Origin of the sequence: Tahibacter amnicola (assembly GCF_025398735.1) — a bacterium.
Taxonomy (GTDB): Bacteria; Pseudomonadota; Gammaproteobacteria; order Xanthomonadales; family Rhodanobacteraceae; genus Tahibacter; species Tahibacter amnicola.
Map to the genome: position 1 here is coordinate 1,405,897 of NZ_CP104694.1, position 26,261 is coordinate 1,432,157.

Here is a 26,261-nt window from a genome sequence, read left to right on the forward strand (position 1 = left end):
CCGCGAGGAGACGGAAATGGCTTTGAAATGGGGGCTTTTCGCATTGACCGCACTCAGCGGTTGCCATGCCTGGGCCGCTGCGCCGTTTGTCGCGCCGGCGGTACCATCTGGCAGCATACAAGTCATGTTGTGTCCCACCGAGGTCGCAACGCCGGGGTCGACCCGTCTGGTAACCTTCGGACTGCCGCTGCCGCGCGGCTCGCTGACCAGCACACAGCTCGATACGGTGCGCCTCCTCAAAGGCGCCAACGAAGTGGCGATCTTCGTGGACCAGCTGACGCCCTGGCGCCACCGGACGAACGCCGCGCTCGACGGCACCTCGGTACGTGTCGCCCGCGTGCAGCTGAACTACAGTTTCGCCGGCACCGCCTGCGAACCGGTGACAGTGAGCTGGGGCGGCCCACCGCGTACGCAGACGCGGCCCATGCTGGTAACGCCGCGGACTGGCTGGCACACGGTCACTACGGGCACCTTCGTCAGTGCTGATGCGGTCGAGGAACCGGATGTCTACGCGGTGCTGCCGAAGGAGTGGCTGGCCAACGGCGTGCTCAAGGGAGTCCGCAATGTGCCGTTCGATGCATCGGTGCCGCTGACGCGCGAGAACCCCGCCACGATGGACGCCACGCAGCACTGGCCGGGTTACACCGAGCTCGATCACGCCCAGAAGAATAACTTCTTCAGCATGATCAACGAAGACGATCCGGCAGTCACCACCTTGTGCGAGTACAAGACGGATTTCGATCCCTGGCTTTACGATCGTTCGTCCACGATGTACGCGCTGTACTTCCGCAGCGGCAGCTTCAAGGCGCTACGCGAGGCGGTTCGGGCATCCGACTTCTACCTGGATCACATCAACGCTTCCGGCTATTTCACGCTCAAGAACGGTGATGCGAAGTACGTTTACGCGGAGAACCTTGCGTACACGATCTGGGCGACAGGTGACACCAGCCTCTCGCCAAAACTGAACGCCATGCTTGGGGCGCTCGACAATTTCAACCACGTGCTGCCGACTGACCCCGGTCGCATGTGGACCGAGCGTCACGCCGCGTTCAAGCTGCTGTCGAATGTGATCGCCTATGAGCTGAACGGCGGCAGCGCCCAGCGCGACAAGGTGAACGCCATCATCACGCAACTGGAGCGTCACCAGAACGGGGCGGACGGGACCATTCCGCAGCCAGCCGGGTATGTCGACGGCGCGTTCTATCATCTGGGCAGCCAGCACGACAATGACTGGGCGGCGGGATCCTACGGCGCGTCCAGCTGGATGAGCGTGCTGCTGACGGATGCCCTGTTGCGCGCTTACCTGACAGCCGAGGACAACACCACTGCCGTGATACTGCGCCGCCTCGGCAACTTCCTCCGGGCCAGTGTCATCACCACCACGGCACACAGCTACGACACCTATAGCGGCCCACTCGCATCGCCACGCTACGGTGTGCTAAGCAACGGTGCCACCGGCAGGGTCTACGCGGACGATGTCGAGCACGGACTGGATGTTGCGACAGGGCTGGCCTGGTCCGCCTACTTCGCGGACCTGACGGGGCAATCCGCGCTGGCTGACCAATTCCGCGATACGGCGGAAGACCTGTACTTCACCTACGACACCAGCGTGAATCATTGGGTCCGTCCGGATGGCCCGGCATCGGGCGTAACGGCGTTCCGCGTCTCGCCCTGGCGCAAGTATGGCTGGGAGCATCGCGTATCTGTCGGCTTCGCCTGGGCAATGGGCGCCGGCGGTGCCAGCGAAACGATTTTCGCCAACGGCTTCCAGTAACCGCCTGTCAGCCTTCTGCACGCCAACACCGAAGGACACACCGGCTCACGGTGTGTCCTTCGGTATCTGTGGATAATGTATCTATTGCCACGTGGTCCTGGCGCCCGCCGGGACCGCGGCGGCCACGCGGCTTTGCGATCAAGCAAGACTGGCCTGCCGTTTTTGCCATTTCCGCCGCTGTCGCACGGGCAGCCCCCATGGAGTGTGCTAAGGTGGTCCGTCACCGATCTGGTGAAGGTATGTTGCTGATTTTGATAGCAGAGTTGGCGTGCCCGGCGATCCGGAAACGGCTCGGGCGATCAACAGCGCAGCGGGTAGTGGGGCCGCAACGGCGGCCAGTGGCGGGCACCGGAGGCAGGCATGTTCTCGAAGGGTAATCAGGCGATGGCGACGGGCATGTGGCAGCAGATCGCGCAGCTGACGATGGGATTTGAAGTCAACTCGATCGCCATGCATCCCGATGGCAGCCGGCTGGCAGCGGGCGGTTTCACCCATCCCGGCATCGCGTTCTGCGATGTCGGCGCCGGCAAGGTGTCGCGCGAACAGAGCCTGACGGTGCCGCGCGTCGGCTACGGCGCGATCGCCTGGAGCCCCGTCACGCCGGGCGGGCTCGACTATGTGGCTGCGCTGGAAACCTCCGGCACGGCGCTGCGCGTGTTTAACGGCAAGAGCTTCGATCTGGCGCATCAGCTGGAATTTGGTGACCTCGGGGCCGCCGAAGTGGTCGCGTTCAACGCGGACGGCAGCCGGCTGGTGGCTGCCTGTTCGCAGCTGATTGGCGCGTATCGTCCAGAGACCGCCATCTACGACACTGCCACGTGGCGCCCGGTGAGCTTTGACAGCGGCCTGAACGCCGCCCATGGCGGATGGTTCCAGGGCTCCGCCCTGGTGCTGGGCTACGAGCGACGCCGGGACGGTGCGACGCACCTGCTCAGTGTCGATGCCAATGACCCGGCAGTCCGGCGCGACCTCCTGGTGGCTGGCGATGGACGCACCCAGCACAAGCTCGCGGTGCACGCGACGGCAGGCCTTGCCGCCGTGGCCACGCACCACGGCAGCGAGACGACGATTTGCCTGGTCGACCTGGCCCAGCAGCGCATCACGCAGACATTCGCGATTCCGCGCTATATCTGCCGTTCGGTGTGCTTCGTGCCGTCGCTCGGCTGCCTGTTGCTGCTGCTGACCAATGCCGAGCAACGTACCGCCAAGCTGCTCGACTACACCACGGGCAGCTTCTTCGATATCGAAGGTGCCGACGGCGTGAGCGGAATCGGTGCAACGGCTGATGGCCGGCGTTTCGCCGTGGCCAGCGAGCGCTCGCTGCGCGTCTTCGCGGTCTGAGGAGACGACGGCCATGCCCTCGGTCAAGGATCTCTACGACGCCACCGCGAACAGTTATCTCGACTACGCCGGCAAGCCCACGACACCGCCGCCGGGCTATCGCGACCTGCGTATCCCCGTCGAAAGCGACAACAATCACAGTGCCGTGGCGTACTACAACGACAAGGAAGGCGATCTCATCATCGCTCACCGCGGCAGTGTCGGCATTCCGCTGATCTCCTACGACTGGCGCGTCACGGATCTCAAGATCGCCTTCTCCGACAGCAACACACCGGCCGACGATGACGCCGTGCGCTTCACCGAGCGCACGATGAGAACGCTGCGTGACGAAGGCCTTCCGGTCAATCACGTCTACCAGACCGGTCATTCCAAGGGCGGTCACGAAGCGCAGGTGGCCAGCGCCAAGCTGGTGGACCAATACAAGGGCCAGCTGCCCGTCGACTGCGTGACCTTCAATGCGCCTGGCATCCGCGACGTCAACCGCACGCCGGGGATGGACTACAAGCACACCAACCTGCGTGTCGAGGGCTTCATTTTCGACGATCCGGTCAGTGGCGCGGGCGGCAAGCCGCTGGGGCATACGCTGGACGTGAAGTCGGGCCCCACGGTGCTGCTGCCATTTCAGGCGCATACGATGGATTCGGTCGACGTCTCGCTGCGCCGGTATCCGGACCTGGCCAAATCGGAAGCGGACGACCTGAACACCGCCGTGCGTGCCACCCGGCAGGTCGACGAAGTGCTGGCGATCATGCCGCAGGTGCAGGAGCGCCGGCAGCAGGCCGAAAAAGCACTGGCGCGGGAGCACGGTGCTGGTCAGGCCCCGCCAGTCGCATCGCCGGAAACGCTGGCCAGCGACATCCAGGTCACGCGGGCCACCCCGATGAGTGCGGCCGAGCAGGCCGAAGTCGACCGTCGTATCGATGGCCTGGCCAAGCTCGAGAATTCCGGCGGAACCAGCTACACATTTTATAGCAACGCCCGTGAGGCGATCGCGCAGAACGGCGGTGACCCGCGTAAGGTCGACTGGCGTGCCGTCGAAACCGAAACGATCCGCCAGTCCATCGGTGAGAACGGACAGTCCCCCGAAAGCGTGCGCGCGGTGCTGGCGGAGCGCAGCCCCGGCGCAGTCACCCCGGTGCAGCAGCAGTCGGTGGCCGACCGCGTGCAAATGAGTGCGATGGACCTGCAGGCCGGTTACGAGCGTGGTCGATCGCAGCCAGGTAACGATCTGAAGTCCGGTATGTGAGATGGCCGCTCCGGGGGCACCGGGGCGGTTTCAGGCTACCTGCGCCTGCGGTGTTTCATCGTAGGCGGCCCGGATCACACCGGCGAGGCGACGCACCCCTTCATCGAGATCCGCATCGCTCGCGGTCAGGCTGACGCGCAGGCATTCTCGCGCGTGACGCCACTGGCCGCGCAGCCCGACGAAGAAGAACGAACCGGGTACCACGAAGACGTGGGCCGCTTTCGCGCGGGCATAGAGCGTGAGATCGTCGATGGGAAGGTCTTCCAGCCAGAGCCATCCGAACAGCCCGCCGTCCGTGCTGTGCAGACGCCACGGCAGGCCATCCAGGTGTTCGCGCAGCAGCGCCTGCAGGCGCTGGGCCTTCGCCGCGTACAGGGGGCCCACGACCGTGCGGCAGACCGCATCGAGGCTGCCGTCGTGGATCGCCTGCGCCACGAGCGCCTGTCCCAGCCGCGGTGCATGGATGTTCATGTTCGACAGGAAGCTGAGCGCTGCCTCGATAACGGCCTCGTCGGCCACTGCCACGCCGATGCGCGCACCCGGCAGGCCGGCCTTGGAAAAGCTCATGCAATGCACGACATGGCTGTCAAACAACGGCCGCATGGCCACGCGGTTGAGCGCCGGATACGGCAGGCCATAGGCCGAGTCGACGATCAGCGGCACCTGTGCCTGGGCTGCGCGCCCGGCCAGTTGTTCCAGCGCCGCGTCGGGAATGACCATCCCCGTCGGGTTTCCGGGACGCGAGATCAGCAGCGCGCCCACGTCCTCGCCAATGACAAGGTCGTGCGGATCGATGCGGTAGCGGAACGTATGCGCGCCATCCGTTTCGACGGCAGGACGCGTGGAGGCCAGTGTGTCGGCGTCCAGCGTCACGCCCTCGTAGCCGGTGTACTCGGGCGACATCGGCAGCAGTACGCGACGACGGCTACCGTCGCTCATCGCGCCGGCGAACAGATTGATCAGGATGAAGAACAGCGTCTGGCTGCCCGGCGTGACCAGCAGATTGCGCGGGGAGATATTCCACCCGTAGCGCACATTCAGGTCGGCCGCGAGCGTATCGAGGAACGGGCCGTAGCCGCGGCTGGATCCATAGCGGCCGATGACCTCGCCGAATTCTGCCGACGGCAGGCGCCGGGCAATGCCATGCCACAGTCGTTCAAGCTCGGGTACGACGAGCGGGTTGCCCGCGCTGAGATTGATCCATGGCCGTGCCGATGGCGCGGCGGTGGCCGTCTCGATGTCGCGCATGATCTCGCGCACGCCGGTCAGTCGCAGCATCTTCTGGCCCAGCGCCGACAGTGGGTATCGCATATCCCGTACCTTTCGAAAACACGGCCGGATCGCGATGCGGCCACGACATCGTGCGGGGCCGGCCGGATGACAGGCGGCCGGCGCAGCGCAGCAGAAGGATGCCTGCACGTTAGCGGCGCCCGCCGGTTGCGTTCTTGCCGCCCTGCGGCGCCGGCGCGGGGCGAATGGTCATATTGGCAGCAAGATGCCGCATCCCCGCGCAGAGACGTCAGGTACACTCGCCGGCATTCCACGCGAAAAATTCCGGCCGCGTATTGCAGCCGCTTTGGCGTGTGGAGCGGGAGAACCGGATGGCAAGGCAATGGATGATGGCGTGCGTGCTCCTGGCAGCGGGTGGCATGGCGCAGGCGCGCGCTGAGCGCGAAGACGGATGGTCGATCGACGTGCCCGAGTGCGCCCGTCCGATCGAGCGCGTGCCCGGGCTGCCGCTGTACGACGCCCAGGCGCGCGCCGAGTACGCGGTCAACCCGGCAGCGCAGATGAAGCCCGATTACAGCAACATGCCGGCGCATCTGAAAATCGACCTTGCACCGTGCTACGGCGACGACGGTGCTTTTGATGCCGCGCTGCGCATTCTCCCGGTCGATCCGTACCTGCGCATCATGGCTCCGGCTGATCGGGCGGATCCCTACATGGAGGAGGCGTTCAGCGACCTGCGGCACTGGATCCGGAACGCGGACCCGCATCCGGGTGACTGGCCCATGGTGCCATATCTGGATATGTCGCCAATGTATACAGCTGGCCAGAAACGGCTGGCGTTCGGCGGTGGCCGCGGCAAGCGCGTAGTGACCCAGTTCGTCAACGATGTCGATTTCGCCCGGTCGCGGCAGATCAGCTACGTATTCCAGGGGCTTAGCGCGGACAACCAGCACTTCGTCCTGCTCACCGTCCCGCTGACGGTGGAAGGCCTGGCCGAGCGTGACGCACAGACGCACCTGGATTTCACCATGGACGCCCTGGACCAGAACCTCGCGCTGCGCGACGAATATGGCAAGGCGATCGCGAAACATCTGCGCGAGAAGGCCGCATCCATCCGTCCGGCGCTCGAGGAACTTGACCGCATTGTCATGGGGATCCGGCGCACCGCGCCGCCGTCGCGGCGCGCGCGCTAGGTAGTCAGGTTTTCGCGCGGGCAGCCTGCAGTGCCTTGCGCACCGGCAGGTCACGAATGCGGATGCCGCTCGCGGCGAAGATTGCATTCGTCAATGCCGGTGCCGCCGTCGGAATGCCCATTTCGCCCGCACCGGCAGGGTCGGCGGTGCTGGGCAGGATATGCACTTCCACATCGGGTGCCTCCGCAGAGCGGAGCAATGGGTAATCGTGGAAATTGCTTTGCACGACGCGACCGCCCTCGATCGTGATTTCCAGATTGAGCGCGGTCGACAATCCGTCGATGGTGCCGCCGATCATCTGCGCTTCCAGCCCGAGCGGGTTGATAGGCCGCCCGACATCGCCCGCGCACACGCAACGCTCGATGGTCAGCTCGCCGCGCTTGCCGACCTTCACCTGCATGGCGTGGGCCGCATAGCCGCCGAAGGTGAAATGGCCTGCGATGCCAAGGCCGCTGCCACGTGGCAGCTTGCGTCCCCAGCCGATCGCATCTGCTGCCTTCTTCAGCACGGCAGCCAGGCGACCTGTGTCGAATACCGGACCACCATGCTGGGCGTAGGGCAGCGGTTTGGCGTCGCCGAGCAGCTCCAGCCGCAACGCCAGCGGATCTTTTCCCACGGCATGGGCGATCTCGTCGATAAAACTCTGCACGACGAAGGCATTTGCCGTGTGCGCCGGCGCGCGCCAGGACCCGCGGATGATGCCGGTCTCGACGTCGAACCATTCCAGACGCAGGTTTTCGATGCGGCCGGCGGGAAAATCGTCCGGATACAGCTCCGCCGTCCAACGCCGGTCGGGGGTGACGTCGGGGCGCCGGTCATACTTGGTCGCGCTGGCCAGCTGGTGCAGCCACCCGGTGACCCGTCTCTCCTTGTCGATCGCCGCGCGCAGGCGGTGCACGCCGAAGGGGCGGAACCAGTCGTGGCGCATATCGTCTTCGCGTGTCCACACCAGCTTGACCGGCTTGCCGCTGAGTTTGGACAGGCGTACCGCCTCGGCGACGAAGTCATTGCTCAGGCGCCGGCCGAAGCCGCCACCCACGCGGGTCATCCGCACGTCGATCTGGTCGCGGCCAAGACCGGTGATCGTCGCTGCAGCCCGGGAGGCGCCGCCGGGCTGCTGCATCGGGGCCACGATGGTGACCTTGTCCGCCTCCACGAAGGCGCAGGCGTTCTGCGGCTCCATCGGGGCGTGGGCCACGAACGGGACGTGGTAGCGGGCTTCGATGCGCCGCGCCGCGGCAGCCATTGCGGCGTCCGTGTCGCCATCGTTGCGCGCCCTCACGCCGGGCGTGCGGAAGAGTCGTTCGCACTGTTCGACGAGGGCCTTGCTCGAATCCGCTGTCCAGGGGCCGGGTTTCCACTGGATCTTCAGGGCCCGCCGCCCCTTTAGGGCACTCCAGGTGTCGTCCGCGAGGACTGCAACGCCCGCGGCAAGCGTGTTATCCGACCGCAGCGGCGCACCCTTGACTGGCCCGGGGATCGCAATGACGTCGCGCACGCCGGGAATCTGTCTGGCCAGCGTGGCGTCAAATTCTCCGACCTCGCCATCGAAATACGGGCAGCGCTCGATGCTGGCAACCAGCGCGCCCGGCAGGGTGCTGTCGATGCCGTAGGTCGCCTTGCCGGTGACGATATCCTGGGCATCGACCACACGCCGCGGCGTACCGATCAGGCGATAGTGTGCGGGATCCTTCAGCGGCGCCGGCTCGGTTGCTGCCGGCAGGCGTGCCGCCGCTGCCGCCAGCTCCGCATAGCGTAGCGACCGTCCATCCGCGTGGACCACGCGGCCCTCCCTCGTACGCACGGCGTCGACACCGCATTGCCAGTGGCCGGCAGCTGCCAGCACGAGACGACGCCGTGCTTCGGCGCCGGCCTGACGCAAATCTTTCCAGGCCTCTGGAATACTGGTGCTGCCACCCGCTCCCTGGGGGCCGAACTTCCAGCCGAACTCGCCCTTGGCATCTTTCTGCAGGCCCAGTGGCAACTGTTCGACGCGCACCGATTCCCAGGCCACGTCGAGTTCCTCTGCAATCAGCATCGGCAGGCTCGTTTTCACACCCTGGCCGATCTCCGGCGCACGCGCGCCGATCACTACGGTGCCGTCGCTCTCCAGTCGCACGAACAAACCGAGCCTGCCATCCGTGACGGTTTCGGCGGCGTCTTCGGCGAAGGCCGGAACACCAATGACGAGCGCGCCGGCAGCGGTCAGCCAGATGCGCAGGAAGTCGCGACGCGACACGGTATTCATGCGTCCTCCTTGCGCGCCAGCTCGGCGGCGCGCCGGATCGCCTGCCGGATGCGCGGATAGGTGCCGCAGCGACACAGGTTGCCGATGGCGGCGATGGCCGCGTCGTCGGGTTCGGGGGTGGTCTTGAGCAGATCCACCGCCGCCATGATCTGCCCCGCCTGGCAGTAGCCGCATTGGGCGACATCCAGTTCGAGCCAGGCCTGCTGCACCGGATGCAGCCTGCCCTCCGGCGCCAGGCCTTCGATGGTCGTCACGCGTCGACCCGCCATCGCACTCATGGGTGTGACGCAACTGCGCTGCACCTTGCCGTCGATGTGCACGCTGCAGGCGCCGCAAAGACCCATGCCGCAGCCATACTTGGTGCCCGGCAGCGCCGCATGATCGCGCAGGTACCACAGCAGTGGCATGTCCGGATCGCCGTCGAATTGGCGCGTGATGCCGTTGATGGTCAGTTCGATGGTCATGGAGGCCCTCCTGGAGTACCGCCACCGTGCCACGGCGAATACGGCTTTTCCCACGGCGGAGGTCATACGCTCGAACCACTCGGCGTGCAGTGTACTCAGTCCGGCGCGTGGGCCTGGCGGGCTCTGCCGTGGTGGCGGGGTGGTCCCCGGAGAACGGCGAAGCGATGAAGGAGGGCGACAATGCAAATTCCCGAGTATTGGGCCGAAGCACGCGCGCAGTCGCGAACGCAGACTAGGCAGTTCACGGTGCGGCGATTTGGATGGTCTGATACGAGTCTTGCCGAGGCACAGACAATGGCGGAGCAGCGCGCGAATGCCGCGCTCGCCCAGGTTGTTTCCGGGCAGAATCTCCGGCGGCGTGAATCCCGGGAACCCTACGGCCTGAGCCAGGGACTACCGATCCGCGAAGAGGTTCTGGCCCGCCACGATGAAGTAGTGATCACGCGCAACAGCTATGGTGCGCAGTGCCTGAATACGCCGGACGTCCTGATTGCGGACATTGACCACGCTATCCCCTTTGGCGTGGTGGTGTCGCGATTGTCATGGCGTTGCTGTTCCTGATGCTGTTCAGCGGGCTGGTGTGGTTGACACAGGGGGACACCGCCCTGGCTCCGCTGTGGGTGATTCCACTGGGCGTGCTGGCCCTGGCTCTGGCCTGGGTGGCCGCCGCCTCTCTGGTCGAAACAGCACAAGCACGGAGCGTCGCGCGTGCTGGCGGACCCGAATCGTCGGCGCTGCATCGCATTCGCGCCATTGCGGTTGCCGAGCCGGGATGCCGGTTCCGGGTATACCGGACACCCGCCGGCCTGCGTGTCATCGCGTTGCACCGTCGCTTTGAACCCGGCGAACCGGATGTCGCGCGGTATTTCCAGCAACTGGGCACGGATCCGCTGTACCGGACCCTATGTCTGACGCAGCGCTGCTTCCGCGCCCGTCTCACGCCCAAACCATGGCGCATTGAAATGCCACACGGCCTGCGCCCCTCGCACGGCAGCTGGCCAGTGCCAGACACGATGCGGGCGGTCCGTGAGCAGTGGGTGCGCGAATACGAGCTGAAGTCGCGTGGGTACGCGGCGTGCGAGTTCATCGAAACCATCGGCAGCGGTAACGTGGATGCCATTGCCGAAAAGGTCTGCCGCTTGCACGATACCCTGTCGGGCGCGGAAGATCGGCTACCTATTGCATAGCAACGATGCAGGTGCCGGCGAACGGTCTGGTACCGCTGATGCGCCGAAGGAGGACTGCGAGAACGCTATTTCTGTCATACATCCGTACAAGACCCAGGGGATCTGGGTATTCGACGATGAACGTGTCGGGTTGCAGGAAGAGCCCTTTTAATTCCGGGGCGGACACGCTGATCGAACGGATGGTCGTCGACATCGCCGACGCCGAAAATGGGTTCACCCTGTTGTTTTCCGCACACCCGTTTCCCGGTTTCCAGCTGCAGCTGGACTGGCAGCGCGCCGATATGAGCGGCAACTGGTATCGCTCGGCAACACTGGACATGGAAGGGGGGCTGTGTCCGGCGCTCCTGAAATACTTCGACGCGCCACCGGCGCAGCTGTACGCCCAGTTCCGCGCGAGAGCGAAGTAGTCCTGGTCGAGGTCACGTGGGCGGGACGCCGTTCGCACCGCAGACGATGACGCCAACGTTCTCACCCGGTTGCGGCCGATAGGCACCGGACAACAGCGCGGAAAGGGCGGCTGCGCCGCCCGGTTCGGCGAAAATGCGCAGTTCGGTCCAGAGTTTCCGCTGCGCATCGACGATGGCATTGTCGTCGACCAGCACCACGCGTTCGACGGCGCCCTGTGCGGCGGCCAGGGCGATCGTGCCGGCGCGGCGCGCGCCGAGTGAATCCGCAGCGACGCCGCTCACCGTGACATCCACGGGTTTGCCTGCGGCCAGTGCGTCGTGCAGGGCGCAACTGGTGCGCGGCTCGACGCCGATGAGGCGCGCCCTGCCGCGATACCAGGCGGCCATGCCGCCGATCAGCCCTCCGCCACCGACGGCGACCAGGATGGTGTCCAGATCGGGCACCTGTTCCTCCAGTTCGCGGCCCAGCGTGCCCTGGCCGGCGACCACGTCAAAATCATCGTAGGCGTGGATCGCGAGCGCGCCGGTTTGCGCCTGCCGGTTCTGGCTGGCCTGCAGCGCGTCCGCATATTCGCGGCCGCCGACGACGACCTGCGCGCCGAACTGGCGCAGGCGTTCGAGCTTGGCTGGCGCCACGATGTCCGGGACGAAGATCTCGGCCGGAATGCCCAGGGCCCTGGCCGCGTACGCCACGGCCGCGCCGTGGTTGCCGCCGGAAGCGGCGATGACGCCGGCGGCGGGAATGTCGAGCTGGGACAGCAGCCGGTTGAACGCGCCGCGGGGTTTGAAGGAGCCGGCGTGCTGGAGGCACTCCAGCTTCAGCCACAAGGCGCCCGCGTGGCCAAAGCTCCCGGCACCCGGCTGGATGACCGGTGTGCGCCGGACATGGCGCCGGATTCGCTCCGAAGCGGCTTCGATATCGGAACGGCTGGGAAAGAGCGCTGGGGCCACGGGAACCTCCATCCGATCGGGCCTCGCAGAATAGCGCGGCACCGGCCCGGCGCACCGGCCGCATGACGGCGCCAGTCAGTGTCGTTCCACGACACATTCCGGCAGTGCCGCCGTTCCCGCGGGCCTGGCACCCGGGGGCATCCTCCGCGTCCTCGCCCTGCCGGTGCGGACGGCTTGTGTGCTGGGCTGCCCCGATGTAAACAATGGTACGGCCGGGGTCGTTCTGGCCCGGTTTCTGCAGTGGTTGACGGCACTTCCGCGGCTGACACCCCCATGGACCGACTCGACGAGCTTCGTCATCGCTACGCGAAATCCCTGCCGCAGAAAGGCCGGGACCTCGATGCGGCATGGCGGCGCTGGCTGGCGTCCCTGGAGGATCGCGACGCGCTGGCAGACCTGCACCAGCATGTCCACCGCCTCAGCGGTTCCGCACCGGCCTACGGCTTTGAAGACCTCGGTGCACTCGCCCAGCCGCTGGACGCCATGTTTGCCGAGTGGATCAACGCCGATCCCGCGCAGCGGCTGCCCGCGCGGGCGCTGGCCGACCGCATGGCGTCGCGGATGCAGGCGCTGGTGCAGGCCCTGGCGTTCTAGGGCCGGCTGGCCGGCACGGTCATGCCGGCGGTATCCTTGGCGTTTTCCCCGGTGGCGCCTTCGTTCGCACCGTCGGCCAAGGCGTGAGGTTTACATGAGTACATTTCCACCCGTATCCCTGGTCGGCGTGCCGACGGACATCGGCGCCGGACATCGTGGCGCGTCGATGGGGCCGGAGGCGCTGCGCGTCGCTGGTATCGGCCAGGCGCTGCAGGAACGCGGCCTCACCGTGATCGACCGCGGCAATCTCATCGGTCCGATGAATCCCTGGCAACCCCCTCGGACGGTTATCGCCACCTGGACGAGGTCGTCACCTGGAATCGCCTGGTGTACGAGGCGATCTATGCGGAACTGGGGCAGGGCAACCTGCCGGTCATGCTCGGCGGCGACCACTGCCTGGCCATGGGCTCGATCATGGCCGTGGCGCGCTGGTGCCGCGAGCAGAACAAGAAACTGCGCGTGATGTGGCTGGACGCCCACGCGGATTTCAACACCAACGTCATTACGCCGTCCGGCAACATCCACGGTATGCCGGTGGCGTGCCTGTGCGGGTATGGACCGTCGGTGCTGACCGAACTGGCCGGCGCCGCGCCCGCGGTGCGCGCGGATGAGATCCGCCAGATCGGCATCCGTTCTGTCGACCCGGGCGAGAAGAAGCTGGTCCGTGACGCGGGACTCGACATCTACGACATGCGCTATATCGATGAGGTCGGCGTCAAGCGGGCGATGGAGGAAGCGCTCGAAGGCGTGGACGAAAACACGCACCTGCACGTGAGTTTCGACGTGGACTTCCTGGATCCCTCTATCGCGCCCGGCGTCGGCACGCGCGTGAAGGGTGGGCCGAACTACCGCGAAGCCCAGCTGGTGATGGAGATGATGGCCGATACCGGGCGCGTGGGTTCGCTGGATGTGGTGGAGCTCAATCCCGCCTTCGACAAGCGCAACCAGACGGCCAAACTGGCCGTCGACCTGGTGGAAAGCCTGTTCGGCAAGTCGACCCTGATGCGCGACTGACCCGCGTCACCGCAGCCCTGGAATGCGAAAGCGCCGGCCTTGCCGGCGCTTTGCGTTTGTGCGGTGAGCCGATCAGCGGTGGGTCGGCGGATCCGGCGTGAATCCGTTCGGGAACGGATCGGGTTCGCGCGGATGGCGCGGCGGCCGTGGGACGATGCCACGCGAGGCGAGATTGGCGTAGGAGTCGTACCAGATCGACACGACTTCATACGGATGGCGGCTGTCGCGCTCGAACGTGGTGTAGCTGGCGTGGCTGGATTCGCGCGCGCCATGGCCGGTGCCCAGGGATTCGCGCTGGCGCCGTGCACCTTCCTCCGCACGGGCCATGTCGGCACTCGCCCCTGCCGTTGCGGGTGCCTGCGCCGTCGGGGCTGCCGCTGACTTCGGGGCCGAGCGCTCCGCGGCGATCTTGTCGTCGCGATAAACCGGCGGCGGTGGCGGTGGCGGTGGGACATACCGTTCACGGTAGGCCGCCACGCCGATCACGCCGACATTGTTGGGGCGGCCGGTCTGCGCGGCATAGGAATCGCGCAGCCGGGTGAATTCGAACTGGGCGATTTCGTTCATGTTCTTGCGCCAGCCGGCGATCTCGGTGCTCTCGTACGGGCCGAGCACGTAACCGGACTGATCCGGCGCAGCCGTCTGGCCGCTGATCGCATTGACGCCGTCCACGGACAGCACGGCGAGCACCCGCTCGCCGGTGCGATTGACGATGCGCACCGCATAGCGGTGGCCCGGCGTGCCGGCGACATACTCCTTGCCGCGGGCGGGGTAGAGCGGCAGCGTGGCACCGGAGTCGCGGTCCACGATGGAAACATCGACCAGCACGCCGGCCTGGGCCGCCGTACCGAGTGAGGCCAGGGGAAGCAGGGCGGCGAGGAGGTGACGCAGTTTCATGGCAGGCTCCGGGCGGTTTGCGATGGGGATTGCGTGTGGCTGGAACGCCCGCGCAGCATCAACGGGGTTACCAACGGCGGGGGGCGATCTTTCCGAACGGTTCAGCCTGGGCAGCCGGTACGGCGTGCGCGAACGCGGGATATCCGGTTGTCGGCCGCGATGGCGCCGAATACGATTGCCGATTCGCATGACGCCCGGCTGGCTCGCGGCGCGTGCCACCTTCCGCCAGGCGATCGCATCGCCACGAACGAGATCAACGCATGAAAACCCGTGTCCTGACAGGCATCACGACGACCGGCACGCCTCACCTGGGCAATTACGTCGGTGCGATCCGGCCGGCGATTGCCGCCAGCCGCGGTGCCGATGTCGAGTCGTACTACTTCATGGCGGACTATCATGCCCTGATCAAGTGCGATGACCCGGCCCGCATCGCACGGTCACGCCTGGAAATTGCCGCCACCTGGCTGGCCTGCGGGCTGGATCCGGAAAAAGTTCACTTCTACCGCCAGTCGGACATCCCCGAAATTCCCGAACTGACCTGGCTCCTCACCTGCGTGACCGCGAAGGGGCTGATGAATCGCGCCCATGCCTACAAGGCATCGGTGGACCAGAATGTCGCGGCCAACGAGGACCCGGACGCCGGCATCACGATGGGCCTGTACAGCTATCCGATCCTGATGGCTGCCGACATCCTGATGTTCAACGCGCACAAGGTGCCGGTCGGCCGCGACCAGATCCAGCACATCGAGATGGCACGCGACGTGGCCGCGCGTTTCAATCATCTTTTTGGCGCCGGACGCGAGTATTTCGTGCTGCCTGAGGCAGTGATCGAAGAGAGCGTGGCGACACTGCCGGGCCTCGATGGCCGCAAGATGTCCAAGAGCTACGACAACACGATCCCGCTGTTCGAAGGCGGCGCGAAGCGCCTGAGGGAAACCATCGCGCGCATCGTCACCGACTCGAAGCTGCCCGGAGAACCCAAGGACGCCGACGCCTCGCACCTGTTGACCCTGTTCCAGGCATTCGGCAGCGCGGAGGAAACCGCCGCCTTCCGCGCCGACCTGATCGGTGGCCTCGGCTGGGGCGACGCCAAGCAGCGCCTGCTGGAGCGCATCGAACGCGACGTCGCGCCGATGCGTGAACGGTATGACGCGCTGATCGCAAAACCCGGCGATATCGAGGACATCCTCCAGGCCGGCGCGAAAAAACGCGCGCGATCGCGACGCCATTCTTGGAATCGCTGCGTGAAGCGGTCGGCCTGCGCTCCTTCACGGCCGGTCCCGCGGCGAAGGCGAAAGCGGCCGGGGACAGCGTGAAAGTGGGGCGTTTCGTCGGGCCCTATCCGGAGGACGGCGTATTCAAGCTCCGGCTGGAGGACAGCGATGGTACGCCGGTGCTGCTGGCCGAAGCGGCGACGCCGAAGGAGATTGGCGAAAAAATGAAGTTGTTGCGATCGGCAACGGAAGACGCCGTGGAGGTCGACGAGCCGACCAAGGGTGATGGGCATCGAATCGTCGTCAATCGTGTCGAGGCGGGGCGATGGGTGTTTCCAAGCCTGGTTGACGAGGCGGCGATCAAGCAGAGATTCATCGCTATTGTCGACGCCATCGGCGCTGCGTCGAAGAAAGACAAGAAAGCGGTGTGACGTTCGGAAACAGGCAGAAAATGCTGCAGCCCCCGCTTCGGCGCGCAGGATGCGCGCCGCGCTTCATTGGACCAAGCACGCTGACGCGCCCGGCAGTGCCGGGCATCGCTTCGTCAGTGCCAACCTACCGTAGCCGCAATGGGCCGGTTGCCGGCAGCGCAAAGACCGCACGCTCCTTCGATCCGACGGGCCATCGGTGCGTGTGCGGCCATCTGCCACAGTGGCAGTCACGCTGAGCTGCCCGATAGTGCGTGGCGGTTTCCTACGCGCCCCACCCATGAGCTTGCTAGCCCTCGTTCTGTTCTCACCCTGGTTTTCCATCCTGAGCTGGGTCTACTGGCGATTTCCTGCGGACCGCACGGGTGATCCGCGCCGTCGCCGGTTTGACATCGCCGCGATCGTCCTGGCTGTTGCACTCGGTGCGGCGGCCATGCACGGCGGTTACGTCGCCAACATCGGCATCGGTGGTGGCATCTGGAAACAGGTCATCGCCACGCTGTATGGCTATGGCAGCTTCCTGGGGGTGCTGGCGGTCGCGTTCGTTCTGCGGCGTCGGATCGTGCGTGCCGCGGGTTAATCCCAGCGGTTGAGGTGTGGACCGAAAGCCTTGCGCTGCCTGCGCACGACGCAGTAGCGGTGGCCGCTCGGAGCTTCCATCACCCACCAGCGCCCGTGCTTGAACGCGACGGGTTTCGCGCCGAGTGCCTCGAGGCGACGCATCTCCGCGTCGACGTCGTCGGTTTCGATGTCCAGGTGTACGCGACTGTCGTGCTCCACGCGTTGTAGCAGGATGATGGGCTCGTCCGGGCCCGTTTCGAGTTCCGCGTAACGCCCGTCCCCATCCTGGTCGAGCGAGGCGATGGGCTTGCCCAGGGCTGCACTCCAGAAACGGGCGGATTCTTCCAGGTCGTCGACCTTGCAGTCCAGAACCAGCGTGCACAGACGGCTGTGATGCATGGAATTCACCTTATCCGGCGCCACGGGATGCAGGGCTGCATCCCGTGGCGCGTCCGTCGATCAGTGTGGCAGGGCCAGATCATCGAGCATGGCCTTCAGGAAGCGTGCCGCCTCGCCGCCGGTGGCGGCGCGGTGGTCGAAGGTCAGCGACAACGGCATCAGCCGGTGGGTTTCGACACCGCCCATCACCGGCACCAGTTCGTGGCGCAGCTTGCCGGCGGCGACGATCGCCACGCAAGGCGGAACGACCACGGGCGTGGCATAGCGCCCGGCGAAGACGCCGAAGTTGGAAAGGGAGATCGTATATCCCTTGAGCTCTTCGGGCGGAATGCTGCGGTTCCTGACCGAATCGCGCAGGCGGTTGATCGCCTGGCGCAGGCCGGCGGCGTCCAGCACATCGGCGTTGCGTAGCGCGGGCACGAAGAGGCCTTCTTCCGTATCGACGGCGATGCCGACATCGACATGACCGTGCAAGGTGCGGGTGAGGTTGTCGCCGTCAAACCAGGCGTTGAGCGCGGGAACGGCCTTGCAGGCGCGGACCAGCGCGCGGATCAGGCGAACCGTAATGTCGTTGCCGGGTTGCCAGGCGTGCAGGTCGGCGTCGTCGCACAGCGTGGTCGGTACAACCTTGGCGTGCGCATCGGCCATGACGCGCGCCATGTTGCGGCGCACGCCCTTGAGCTGCTCGGGCTGACCCAGCACCGATTGCGAGGGCGGCGAGGTGCGCATGGGCTGGCCGGTGGCCGACAGCACCGTCCGGGCCTCGTTCGGCGCGGCTGCGGCGGCAACGGGGGCTGCCGGGCGGGCAGCGGCTGCCGGTGCCGTCGACGGGCGCGCAGTGCCGTTCTTCGCTGCGTCTTTCACGTCGTTCATCGTCAGCACGCCGCCGGCGCCGGTGGGCGTGACGCCAGCCAGATCCACGCCCAGCTTCTTCGCCAGCGCGCGCACGGCGGGCATGGCCTTCACCCCGCCGACCGAAACGGCCTGTTCCGCAACGACGCGGTCGCTGGCTTCCATGGCGCCCACGACCGTGCCGGCGTCGGCGCGCGGCTGGGATTCGCCGGTCTTGATGACGCCGCCATCATCGGAAGCGACCACCTTGTTGGTGCCTGCCTGCTGCGGCGCCGGTGCGCCGGCCCCTTTTGGCAGGGCGGGCGCATGCGCGTGGTGATGGCCGGTGTCCTGCGCCTCCGCGCGCTGCGGCAGGTTCGGATCGAGCTCGATTTCGACCAGCGCCGCGCCGGTATTGATCACATCGCCGTTCTTGCCGTGCAGGCGGGTCACTTTTCCGGAAAACGGCGACGGCACTTCGACGACTGCCTTGGCGGTTTCCATCGAGACCAGCGGGGCGTCCAGCCGGATCACCTCGCCTTCCTTCACGGCCCATTCGACAATCGTGGCGTCGGGAAGTCCTTCGCCGAGGTCAGGAAGGAAAAACGTCTTGGTCGTGCTCATGCGTGGCCTCAGTTGGCATCCATAGACAGATCGCGCGCCGGCAACCAGCCTTGCTCGCCGCGCCCGTTCTCCACCCACCACCATCCGCCGGCTTCTTCCAGCAGGCGGACTTTCTCACCCGCGACCGCATCGAGTTCGCGCGCGGTGTAGTCGCGCACCGCCTGCACGTGGCCGCGGTCGCCCGACAGATAGGATTCATGCACCCAGCCGCTGCGGCCACCGCCGTCGGTGGCCCAGATGAACTGCGGCCATTCGGTATCGCGTTCGCCCACGAGTACGTTCTCGCCGCGGGCGAAACGCACCGGGTCGGCGTACTGGGTCTGATAGTCGCGCAGCAGGGTCGCGATCATGCTCAGCTCGCAGCGAGGGTCTTGCGCACGGCCGCCAGGATGCGTTCGACGCTGGGCAGATATTTCATTTCCAGGCGGAACAGCGGAATGTGCGTGTCATAACCGGTGACGCGCTCGACCGGCGCGACGAGATCGTACATGGCGTGCTCGGCCAGCCGCGCGGCGATCTCCGCGCCGAAACCGGCGGTGCGCGGTGCTTCGTGGACAATGACGCAACGTCCCGTTTTTCGCACGGATTCGTGGATGGTATCGAAGTCCAGTGGCTTGATGGTGGCCACGTCGATGACCTCGGCGCTGATGCCCTCCTTGGCGAGGGCGTCGGCCGCTTCCAGGGTTTCCTTGACCTGCGCGCCCCAGGTCACCAGGGTGACGTCGGTGCCGTCGCGCAACACGAAACACACATCCAGCGGCAGCGCCTCGCCGTCATCGGCGACCTCTTCCTTGTACTGGCGGTAGATCCGCTTGGGTTCGAAGAAGATGACCGGATCCGGATCGCGGATTGCCGCCAGCAGCAGCCCATAGGCGCGCGAGGGCGAGGAGGGCATCACCACGCGCAGACCAGGCACGTTCGTGAACACCGACTCGTTGGCTTCCGAGTGATGTTCCGGGGCTCGGATGCCGCCGCCCCAGGGAACGCGCAGCACCATCGGACAGGTCAGGCGGCCGCGCGTGCGCGTGCGAAAGCGTGCGGCATGGCAGACGATGTGGTCGACCATGGGGTACACGAAGCCATCGAATTGCGCCTCCGCCACGGGTTTCATGCCCTGCGCGGCCATGCCGACCGTGATGCCGGCAATGGTGGTTTCGTCCAGCGGCGTGTCGAGGACGCGCACCGGCCCGAACTTCTCGGAGAGTCCGGACGTGGCGCGGAACACGCCGCCGTTAACGCCCACGTCCTCGCCCAGCACGATGACGGACGGATCCTTCGCCATCTCGTGGGCGAGGGCCATGGTAATCGCTTCGATCAAAGTGACTTGTGCCATTGTCCACTTACCTGTCGGCCGTAGGCCGGGTTGGTCCGAGCGGGTGATGCATCACCCACATCGGAAGGGATTCGTTTGCGCGCGCGAAGGCGCGCTCGCCGATCACGACGAAGCCGTTGCGCTCGTAGAAGCGGCGTGCGCGGTCATTGGACTGGAGCACGTCGAGCCACAGACAGGCTTCGCCGGCGTCGCGGGCCTGCGCCTTGCAGGCCTCGAGCAACGCGGTTCCGAAACCGCTGCGAGTGGCCGCGGCGCGGAAATAGATCTTCTGCAGCAGCGCACCGTGCTCCGCGCGTGCCGGTACGCCCTGCTGCCAGGCCAGTTTGGCGTAGCCGACCCAGTTGTCGTCGTCTGCGCAGATCAGATAGCAGGCCGAGCCGTTGTCGATGTCGTTGCGGATCAGGGATTCGCCGAACTGCCCGTCGAGCCATGTCGATAGTTCGTCGGCTTGCCACAGGCCGGCAAAGTGGTCGCGATAGGTGTCGCGTCCCAGTGCGGACACGACAGCCGCTTCGCTCGCGCTGGCCCGGTGAATGCGCATCAGGCGGAGCGGTTCTCGCGGGCGAGGACCTCGGCGCGCTGCGCGGCCAGGTCGGCTGGCATGTCCGCATAGACGTAGTCGAACATGGCCTCGACCGGCTGTACCTTGGTTTCGAGGTAGGCGTTCACCTCGATATCCACGATCTTCTCGCACTCGGTCTTCCACGCTTCCTCGTGCTTGTCGCTCCAGGCTTTCTGCGCAACCAGGTAGTTGCGCAGCCGTTTGAGCGGCTCGCGCTCCCAGGCGGCCTTGACCTCCGCTTCGGCGCGGTAGCGACGGGCGTCGTCAGCGGTGGTGTGGTCAGACAGGCGATAGGTCACTGCCTCGATCACCATGCCGCCGTGACCGTGGCGCGCGCGCTTGATCGCGTAGTCCATCGCCGCCCGCATGGCAATCAGGTCATTGCCGTCGACCTGCAGGCATTCCAGTCCGGCGGCGATGCCTTTCTGGGCCAGGGTCCTGGCGCCGGTCTGGCTGGCGCGCGGCACCGAGATGGCCCACTGGTTGTTCACGATGACGCTGACGTAGGGCAGGGTCTGCGCACCGGCCATGTTGATGGCGCCGTAGAAATCGGTCTTGGAGGAACCGCCGTCGCCAACCACGCTCACCGCCACCCGCGGCTCGTTGCGGATCTTGAACGCCAGTGCTGCGCCGGCGGCGTGCAGGCATTGGGTGGCGATCGGCACGCACCAGGGGAAGTCGTGCGCGGGGCCGGAAAAATCGTTGCCGCGTTCGTCGCCGCCCCAGTACATCAGCACCTCGCGCGGCTTGACGCCCCGCACGAACTGCGCGCCGTACTCGCGATACATCGGTGCGAAGACGTCGTCCTCGCGCATGGCAGAGCCGATCGCCACGTGTGCGGCCTCGTGGCCCAGGCACGAGGCATAGGTGCCCAGTTTGCCGGTGCGCTGGAGCGCTACGGATTTGGTATCGAACACGCGCACGAAGGCCATGGTCTTGTACAGCTCGACCAGTTGCTTGGTGTCGCGGGCGAACTCGGGAAGGTCGTTGCGTACCAGCTTGCCGTCGGCGTCGAGGTACTGCAGATATTCGATTTCAAACGAGGCGGCGATGGACATCGTTCCTCCGCTGCGGAATGGGGCAATGAATGTGTGCCGGGACGGACCCGGCAGGGGAGCACCGCGCGCACAGATCCAGTGCTGTGGCGGATCGCGTGGCTCCGAGGGGCCGCCTTGATAGCAAGCCCGCCGGGCCAGTGCAAGGCATGCCGCAGCATGGGACAGACCCCGTGCGGCGCGCTGCGATCGTCGCGGCTGCGAGTGGCCGGCGTCGGCCGCGGCGGTGTGCGGGTGGCGTATCGATGACAATCTCCTTTCGCATCGGATGCCGGCCAGCGCGGGCGAGCCGTGTGGTTTCTGCCGATGGCCCGCGTGGCGACCGTCGCCAAGTCTACCGCGGCCGGTGTAAAGCCGTCGCGCAGGGATCTCGGCTAAGCTTGGCGTTCAGCCGCGCGGTTCGCGGCGCCGCGGATCTTCGGGAACAACGACACATGGCGACGGAAACGATCAAGCGCGACCTGGAAGCAGGCATCACCACCGACCTGAAAGACCGCGTCAGCTACGGTGGCTATCTGCAACTGGACACTTTGCTATCAGCGCAGTTGCCGCTGTCCAACCCCGAGCACCACGACGAGCTGCTGTTCATCATCCAGCACCAGACGTCCGAGTTGTGGATGAAACTGATCATCCACGAGCTCAAGGCGGCGATCGCTCACCTGGCGGTGGATGACCTGGACCCTTGCCTGAAGATCCTTGCGCGGGTCAAGCAGATCCAGCGCCAGCTTTTTGAACAATGGGCGGTGCTGGAAACGCTCACGCCGTCCGAGTACCTGCAGTTCCGTCATGTCCTTGGCCCGGCATCGGGATTCCAGTCACACCAGTACCGGACGATCGAATTCCTGCTGGGCAACAAGAACGCCGACATGATCGCCGTGTTCGCCCACGATCCGGCGCGCCAGCAGGCGCTGCGCGAGGTGCTGCAGTCGCCCAGCCTCTACGACGAATTCCTGCGGCACCTGGCGCGCGCAGGGCACGCGGTACCGGCCGCCTGCGTGGAACGCGACTGGTCGCAGCCCTACGAGCGTCATCCGGAACTCATCGACGTGTTCCGCCGCATCTACGAGAACACCGAAACGCACTGGTCGTCGTATCACCTGTGCGAACAGCTGGTTGACGTCGAGGAAAGTTTCCAGTTATGGCGTTTTCGCCACATGAAGACGGTGGAGCGCATCATCGGTTTCCGCCGTGGCACCGGGGGTTCGTCCGGGGTCGCCTTCCTGCGGAAGGCCCTGGAACTGACCTTTTTCCCCGAGCTTTTCGAAGTGCGCACGGTTATCGGAACGTGACTGCCGCGTCCGGCGCCATGGCGTCCGGGCAGTACAGGATGCGCCATCGTATGCTGCACTGCAGCAGTGTTACGGTTTGACTCGTGCGTTCGCAGCGGTTAAACGTTGCGCCCCGCGCCACGCTGACCAGCCGGCGTGATGTCCACTTTTCGACTTAACCATCACTGTAGGGGAAGACCGCATGAGCGGTAGCACGACTGCGACGGCAGCAACGCCGCCCGACTTTCCGCAGACGCTCGGCCACCCGAGGCCGCTGTGGATGCTCTTCATGACCGAGTTCTGGGAACGCTTCGCGTTCTATGGCATCCGCTGGGCACTGGTGCTGTATATCGTGGCGCAGTTCCATGGCGGCAACGCCACCGGCGAGGCGCCGGCCAACCAGACCTACGGTGCCTACCTGGCACTGGTCTATGCCGCTGCCATTTTCGGCGGCTATGTGGCCGACCGCGTCATCGGCTACCAGCGCTCGATCCTGCTCGGCGCAGTCATCATGTCGGTCGGGTTGTTCCTGATTGCCGTGCCCAACGAGCAGATCTTCAAGCTCGGCCTTGCGACCATCATCGCCGGCAACGGGCTGTTCAAGCCCAATATCTCGACCATGGTGGGCAAGCTCTACGCGGTCGGTGACGAGCGACGCGATTCGGGCTTCACCCTGTTCTACATGGGCATCAACCTGGGCGCGATGGTGGCGCCGCTGCTGACCGGCTGGGCGGCCGAACGGATGTTCGGCGGCACCCCGCAGCTGCCCGCGTACAAGATCGTGTTCATCGTGTCGGGCATCGGCATGCTGGTCAGCCTGGTGTGGTTCTGGTTCGGGCGTCGCCAGCTGGGCGGCATCGGCCGGCCCGCCGAGGGCGGTGAAAGCAAGCAACGTGTGCTGCTGACCGCGGTTGGTGCGATCGCCGCGATCCCCGTGATCTATTTCCTCCTCGCGCTGGGCGCCAGCGTACTGCAGTGGGTGCTGACCGCGATGTTCGTGGCACTCGGCGGGCTGCTGCTGGTCGAGGGTATCCGTGAGGGCACCAGGCAGCGCGACATGGTGATCGCGATGCTGATCATCTTCGCCTTCAACGTGCTGTTCTGGTGCTTCTTCGAGCAGGCCGGCAGCTCGTTCAGCTTCCTTGCCGACAAGATCGTCAACCGCGACTTCGGCGGCTGGATCTTCCCGGTCGGCTGGTTCCAGTCGGTCAATTCGCTGGCGATCATCACGCTGGCGCCGGTCCTGGCCTGGCTGTGGGTGGCCATGGGCCGCGCCAATCCGTCGATTCCGCGCAAGTTCGGCCTGGGCCTGATCTTCAACGGCCTGGCCTTCCTCCTGCTGATGTTCGCCCTGACCAAGCTGGTCGACCCGGCCACGCTGAAGATCCCGTTCTGGACGCTGTTCATGGTCTACGTCATCCAGTCGGTTGGCGAGCTGTGCCTGTCGCCGATCGGTCTTTCGATGGTGACCAAGCTGGCGCCGATGCGTCTGGTCGGCTTCGGCATGGGTGGCTGGTTCCTGTCCACCGGCATCGGTAACAACCTGTCGGGCATCTTTGCCAGCCACGTCAGCGGCGAGACCGGCATGAACATCCAGTCTGCGCTCGGCGGCTATACCTTTGGTTTCTGGGCGCTCGTCATCCCGGGCGCGCTGCTGTTCCTGATCGCGCCGCTGATCCAGAAGCTGATGCACGGCGTGAAGTAAGCTAAGCCGGCAATGCACAAAAAAACGGCGGCCTCCGGGCCGCCGTTTTCGTTTCCGGAGAGGGCTCAGTCCCGGCCCAGCTCGTGCAGCTCGGCCTGCCACAGCTTTTCCAGGATGCGCGAAAGCCAGCGCTGCTCGTCCGGATCCAGGTGCGCCAGCAGGCGCCGCTCGTGCTCGAGCGCGAGGGGGGCGACCTGGTCATAGACCTTCCAGCCCTTCGGCGTCAGCGTGAGCACTGACTGGCGTTTGTCGTGGTCGGCGGTGTCGCGGGCGACGCGGTCGTCGTTTACCAGGGTGGCCACGGCGCGGCTCACGGCGACCTTGTCCATGGCGGTCCGCTCGGCCACTTCCCGTGCCGAAATGCCGTTGTAGCGGCCCAGGACGGCCAGGACGCGCCATTCGGTCACCGACAGCTGGAACCGGGTCTCGTATTCCCGCGCAATCGCCTGGCTGACGGTGTTGGACAGCACTGACAGCCGGTACGGCAGGAATTGCTCAAGTTCCAGCACCTTATGCGTGCTCATGCGGCAGCGCCCCTTGCAAATGGTTTCAGTTGAAACTATAACGTTGATCTCGGCGTCGCAAGCCGATTCCCAGCCATGCCACGGAGCCCGCCATGAGCCTGCAACCCAATCTCGGCATGCAGCCGACCCCGTTCGAGAACCCGATGGGTATCGACGGTTTCGAATTCGTCGAATTTGCGGCGCCGGACGCCGCATTGCTGCACGGCCTGTTCCGCCGGCTGGGCTTTACCGCAATCGCCAAGCATAAACACAAGGCGATCACCTTGTATCGGCAGGGTGGTGTCAATTTCCTGGTGAACGAACAACCCGACTCCTTTGCGGCGGATTTCGCGAAGGCGCATGGCCCCTGTGCCTGTGGTTTTGCGATTCGCGTGACCAGGCCGGCGGAGTGGGTGGCGGACAAGGTGGTTGCCAACGGCGGTGAACGCCACGACCAGAAGCTCGACTCCCGCGCGGTGGATACGCCGGTGGTGAAGGGCATCGGCGACTGCATGCTGTACCTGGTCGACCGCTATGGCGACAAGGGCAGCATCTACGGCGATTTCGAGGCTATTGCGGGCGCTGACCAGCACCCGAAGGGCTTCGGACTCACCTTTATCGACCATCTCACGCATAATCTCTATTTCGGCAATATGCAGAAGTGGTCGGATTACTACGAGCGGCTGTTCAACTTCCGCGAGATCCGCTATTTCGACATCAAGGGCGTCAAGACGGGCCTGGTGTCCAAGGCGATGACGGCGCCCGACGGCGTGGTCCGCATCCCGCTCAACGAATCGTCCGATCCGAAGAGTCAGATCAACGAATACCTGGATCAGTACCGTGGCGAAGGGATTCAGCATATCGCCTGCTTTACCGACAACATCTACGAGACGGTCGAGGCGATGCGCGCGGCCGGCGTGGAATTCCTGGATACGCCCGACACCTACTACGACGTGATCGACCAGCGCGTGCCGGACCACGGCGAGGACGTGGCGCGCATGGCGCGCAACAAGATTCTCATCGACGCCGATGCGGAAACCAAGCAGCGCAAGCTGCTGCAGATCTTCACCCAGAACGCGGTCGGCCCGATTTTCTTCGAGATCATCCAGCGCAAGGGCAACGAAGGGTTTGGCGAAGGCAATTTCCAGGCCCTGTTCGAAAGTATCGAACGCGACCAGATGCGCCGCGGCGTGCTGTAAGGTCGCCAGGTGGGCCCGCCGCTGGCGTGGCCG

24 protein-coding genes and 2 pseudogenes are annotated in these 26,261 nt (G+C 65.7%); 14 read left to right on the top strand and 12 right to left on the bottom strand.

Annotated elements, in window-relative coordinates:
* The first annotated feature begins 16 nt into the window (after positions 1–16).
* The 3 genes from N4264_RS05885 to N4264_RS05895 all read left to right on the top strand — a co-directional run bounded on the left by N4264_RS05885 (position 17) and on the right by N4264_RS05895 (position 4,361).
* A complete protein-coding gene (locus tag N4264_RS05885) occupies positions 17–1,774 on the top strand; it encodes a hypothetical protein (protein WP_261696136.1) in 1,758 nt (585 codons plus the stop codon).
* Positions 1,775–2,134: 360 nt separating this feature from the next.
* Complete coding sequence (locus N4264_RS05890; protein WP_261696137.1) at positions 2,135–3,115, top strand: WD40 repeat domain-containing protein; 981 nt, start codon at positions 2,135–2,137, stop codon at positions 3,113–3,115.
* Between the two features lie 13 nt (positions 3,116–3,128).
* The gene (locus N4264_RS05895) at positions 3,129–4,361 is read left to right on the top strand and encodes an Mbeg1-like protein (RefSeq protein WP_261696138.1); all 1,233 of its coding nucleotides are present in this window, start codon (positions 3,129–3,131) and stop codon (positions 4,359–4,361) included.
* 30 nt (positions 4,362–4,391) lie between these two features.
* On the opposite strand, the gene N4264_RS05900 is transcribed toward N4264_RS05895, so the two are convergent.
* Complete coding sequence (locus tag N4264_RS05900; protein ID WP_261696139.1) at positions 4,392–5,672, bottom strand: valine--pyruvate transaminase; 1,281 nt, start codon at positions 5,670–5,672, stop codon at positions 4,392–4,394.
* 290 nt (positions 5,673–5,962) lie between these two features.
* Here N4264_RS05900 and N4264_RS05905 point away from each other — a divergent pair, with 290 nt between their 5' ends.
* Positions 5,963–6,784 carry a hypothetical protein gene (locus N4264_RS05905; RefSeq protein ID WP_261696140.1) on the top strand — a complete coding sequence of 274 codons (822 nt, stop codon included), beginning with the start codon at positions 5,963–5,965 and terminating at the stop codon, positions 6,782–6,784.
* A 4-nt stretch (positions 6,785–6,788) separates the two neighbouring features.
* Here N4264_RS05905 and N4264_RS05910 read toward each other — a convergent pair whose 3' ends face one another.
* A complete protein-coding gene (locus N4264_RS05910) occupies positions 6,789–9,032 on the bottom strand; it encodes a xanthine dehydrogenase family protein molybdopterin-binding subunit (RefSeq protein ID WP_261696141.1) in 2,244 nt (747 codons plus the stop codon).
* A complete protein-coding gene (locus tag N4264_RS05915) occupies positions 9,029–9,496 on the bottom strand; it encodes a (2Fe-2S)-binding protein (protein ID WP_261696142.1) in 468 nt (155 codons plus the stop codon). The genes N4264_RS05910 and N4264_RS05915 overlap by 4 nt, the downstream gene beginning before the upstream one ends.
* 294 nt (positions 9,497–9,790) lie before the next feature.
* On the opposite strand from N4264_RS05915, the gene N4264_RS05920 reads away from it, so the two are divergent.
* The 3 genes from N4264_RS05920 (at position 9,791) to N4264_RS05930 (ending at position 11,090) form a co-directional block, all read left to right on the top strand.
* Complete coding sequence (locus N4264_RS05920; protein ID WP_261696143.1) at positions 9,791–10,057, top strand: hypothetical protein; 267 nt, start codon at positions 9,791–9,793, stop codon at positions 10,055–10,057.
* Complete coding sequence (locus N4264_RS05925) at positions 10,039–10,683, top strand: hypothetical protein (protein ID WP_261696144.1); 645 nt, start codon at positions 10,039–10,041, stop codon at positions 10,681–10,683. The genes N4264_RS05920 and N4264_RS05925 overlap by 19 nt, the downstream gene beginning before the upstream one ends.
* A 116-nt stretch (positions 10,684–10,799) precedes the next feature.
* Entirely contained in the window at positions 10,800–11,090 is a 291-nt protein-coding gene (locus N4264_RS05930; RefSeq protein ID WP_343231990.1) for a DUF6717 family protein, read from the top strand.
* Positions 11,091–11,102: 12 nt separating this feature from the next.
* Here the strand turns inward: N4264_RS05930 and N4264_RS05935 are convergent, their stop codons facing one another.
* Entirely contained in the window at positions 11,103–12,041 is a 939-nt protein-coding gene (locus N4264_RS05935) for a threonine/serine dehydratase (RefSeq protein ID WP_261696146.1), read from the bottom strand.
* Between the two features lie 273 nt (positions 12,042–12,314).
* Here N4264_RS05935 and N4264_RS05940 point away from each other — a divergent pair, with 273 nt between their 5' ends.
* Both N4264_RS05940 and rocF read left to right on the top strand, forming a co-directional pair.
* Positions 12,315–12,635: an Hpt domain-containing protein gene (locus N4264_RS05940; RefSeq protein ID WP_261696147.1), complete on the top strand. Its 321-nt coding sequence runs from the start codon at positions 12,315–12,317 to the stop codon at positions 12,633–12,635.
* 94 nt (positions 12,636–12,729) lie between these two features.
* Positions 12,730–13,649, top strand: a pseudogene (rocF, locus tag N4264_RS05945) (arginase).
* A 72-nt stretch (positions 13,650–13,721) separates the two neighbouring features.
* On the opposite strand, the gene N4264_RS05950 reads toward rocF, so the two are convergent.
* Entirely contained in the window at positions 13,722–14,546 is an 825-nt protein-coding gene (locus N4264_RS05950) for a hypothetical protein (RefSeq protein WP_261696148.1), read from the bottom strand.
* A gap of 260 nt (positions 14,547–14,806) precedes the next feature.
* Here N4264_RS05950 and N4264_RS05955 point away from each other — a divergent pair.
* Positions 14,807–16,191, top strand: a pseudogene (locus N4264_RS05955) (tryptophan--tRNA ligase).
* Positions 16,192–16,468: 277 nt separating this feature from the next.
* Positions 16,469–16,768: a hypothetical protein gene (locus N4264_RS05960; RefSeq protein WP_261696149.1), complete on the top strand. Its 300-nt coding sequence runs from the start codon at positions 16,469–16,471 to the stop codon at positions 16,766–16,768.
* Here the strand turns inward: N4264_RS05960 and N4264_RS05965 are convergent.
* Genes N4264_RS05965 through pdhA form a run of 6 tightly spaced genes read right to left on the bottom strand, consistent with a single transcriptional unit; the run spans position 16,765 to position 21,556 of the window.
* Positions 16,765–17,148 carry a VOC family protein gene (locus tag N4264_RS05965; protein WP_261696150.1) on the bottom strand — a complete coding sequence of 128 codons (384 nt, stop codon included), beginning with the start codon at positions 17,146–17,148 and terminating at the stop codon, positions 16,765–16,767. The genes N4264_RS05960 and N4264_RS05965 overlap by 4 nt on opposite strands.
* A gap of 60 nt (positions 17,149–17,208) precedes the next feature.
* Complete coding sequence (locus tag N4264_RS05970) at positions 17,209–18,603, bottom strand: dihydrolipoamide acetyltransferase family protein (RefSeq protein ID WP_261696151.1); 1,395 nt, start codon at positions 18,601–18,603, stop codon at positions 17,209–17,211.
* Positions 18,604–18,611: 8 nt separating this feature from the next.
* A complete protein-coding gene (locus tag N4264_RS05975) occupies positions 18,612–18,953 on the bottom strand; it encodes an SH3 domain-containing protein (protein WP_261696152.1) in 342 nt (113 codons plus the stop codon).
* A gap of 2 nt (positions 18,954–18,955) precedes the next feature.
* Positions 18,956–19,936 (bottom strand): alpha-ketoacid dehydrogenase subunit beta, encoded by a 981-nt coding sequence (locus N4264_RS05980; protein ID WP_261696153.1) that lies wholly within the window; start codon positions 19,934–19,936, stop codon positions 18,956–18,958.
* 7 nt (positions 19,937–19,943) lie between these two features.
* Entirely contained in the window at positions 19,944–20,477 is a 534-nt protein-coding gene (locus tag N4264_RS05985) for a GNAT family N-acetyltransferase (RefSeq protein WP_261696154.1), read from the bottom strand.
* Positions 20,477–21,556, bottom strand: coding sequence for a pyruvate dehydrogenase (acetyl-transferring) E1 component subunit alpha (gene pdhA / locus N4264_RS05990; RefSeq protein ID WP_261696155.1), 1,080 nt, complete (start codon positions 21,554–21,556; stop codon positions 20,477–20,479). The genes N4264_RS05985 and pdhA overlap by 1 nt, the downstream gene beginning before the upstream one ends.
* A 431-nt stretch (positions 21,557–21,987) precedes the next feature.
* Here pdhA and kynA point away from each other — a divergent pair, with 431 nt between their 5' ends.
* Together kynA and N4264_RS06000 are read left to right on the top strand one after the other, a co-directional pair.
* Positions 21,988–22,842: a tryptophan 2,3-dioxygenase gene (gene kynA / locus N4264_RS05995; protein WP_261696156.1), complete on the top strand. Its 855-nt coding sequence runs from the start codon at positions 21,988–21,990 to the stop codon at positions 22,840–22,842.
* Between the two features lie 181 nt (positions 22,843–23,023).
* Positions 23,024–24,526 (top strand): peptide MFS transporter, encoded by a 1,503-nt coding sequence (locus tag N4264_RS06000; protein ID WP_261696157.1) that lies wholly within the window; start codon positions 23,024–23,026, stop codon positions 24,524–24,526.
* Between the two features lie 65 nt (positions 24,527–24,591).
* Here N4264_RS06000 and N4264_RS06005 read toward each other — a convergent pair whose 3' ends face one another.
* Positions 24,592–25,050: a MarR family winged helix-turn-helix transcriptional regulator gene (locus tag N4264_RS06005; RefSeq protein WP_261696158.1), complete on the bottom strand. Its 459-nt coding sequence runs from the start codon at positions 25,048–25,050 to the stop codon at positions 24,592–24,594.
* A 92-nt stretch (positions 25,051–25,142) separates the two neighbouring features.
* On the opposite strand from N4264_RS06005, the gene hppD reads away from it, so the two are divergent.
* Positions 25,143–26,228, top strand: coding sequence for a 4-hydroxyphenylpyruvate dioxygenase (gene hppD / locus N4264_RS06010; RefSeq protein WP_261696159.1), 1,086 nt, complete (start codon positions 25,143–25,145; stop codon positions 26,226–26,228).
* Positions 26,229–26,261: the final 33 nt, after the last annotated feature.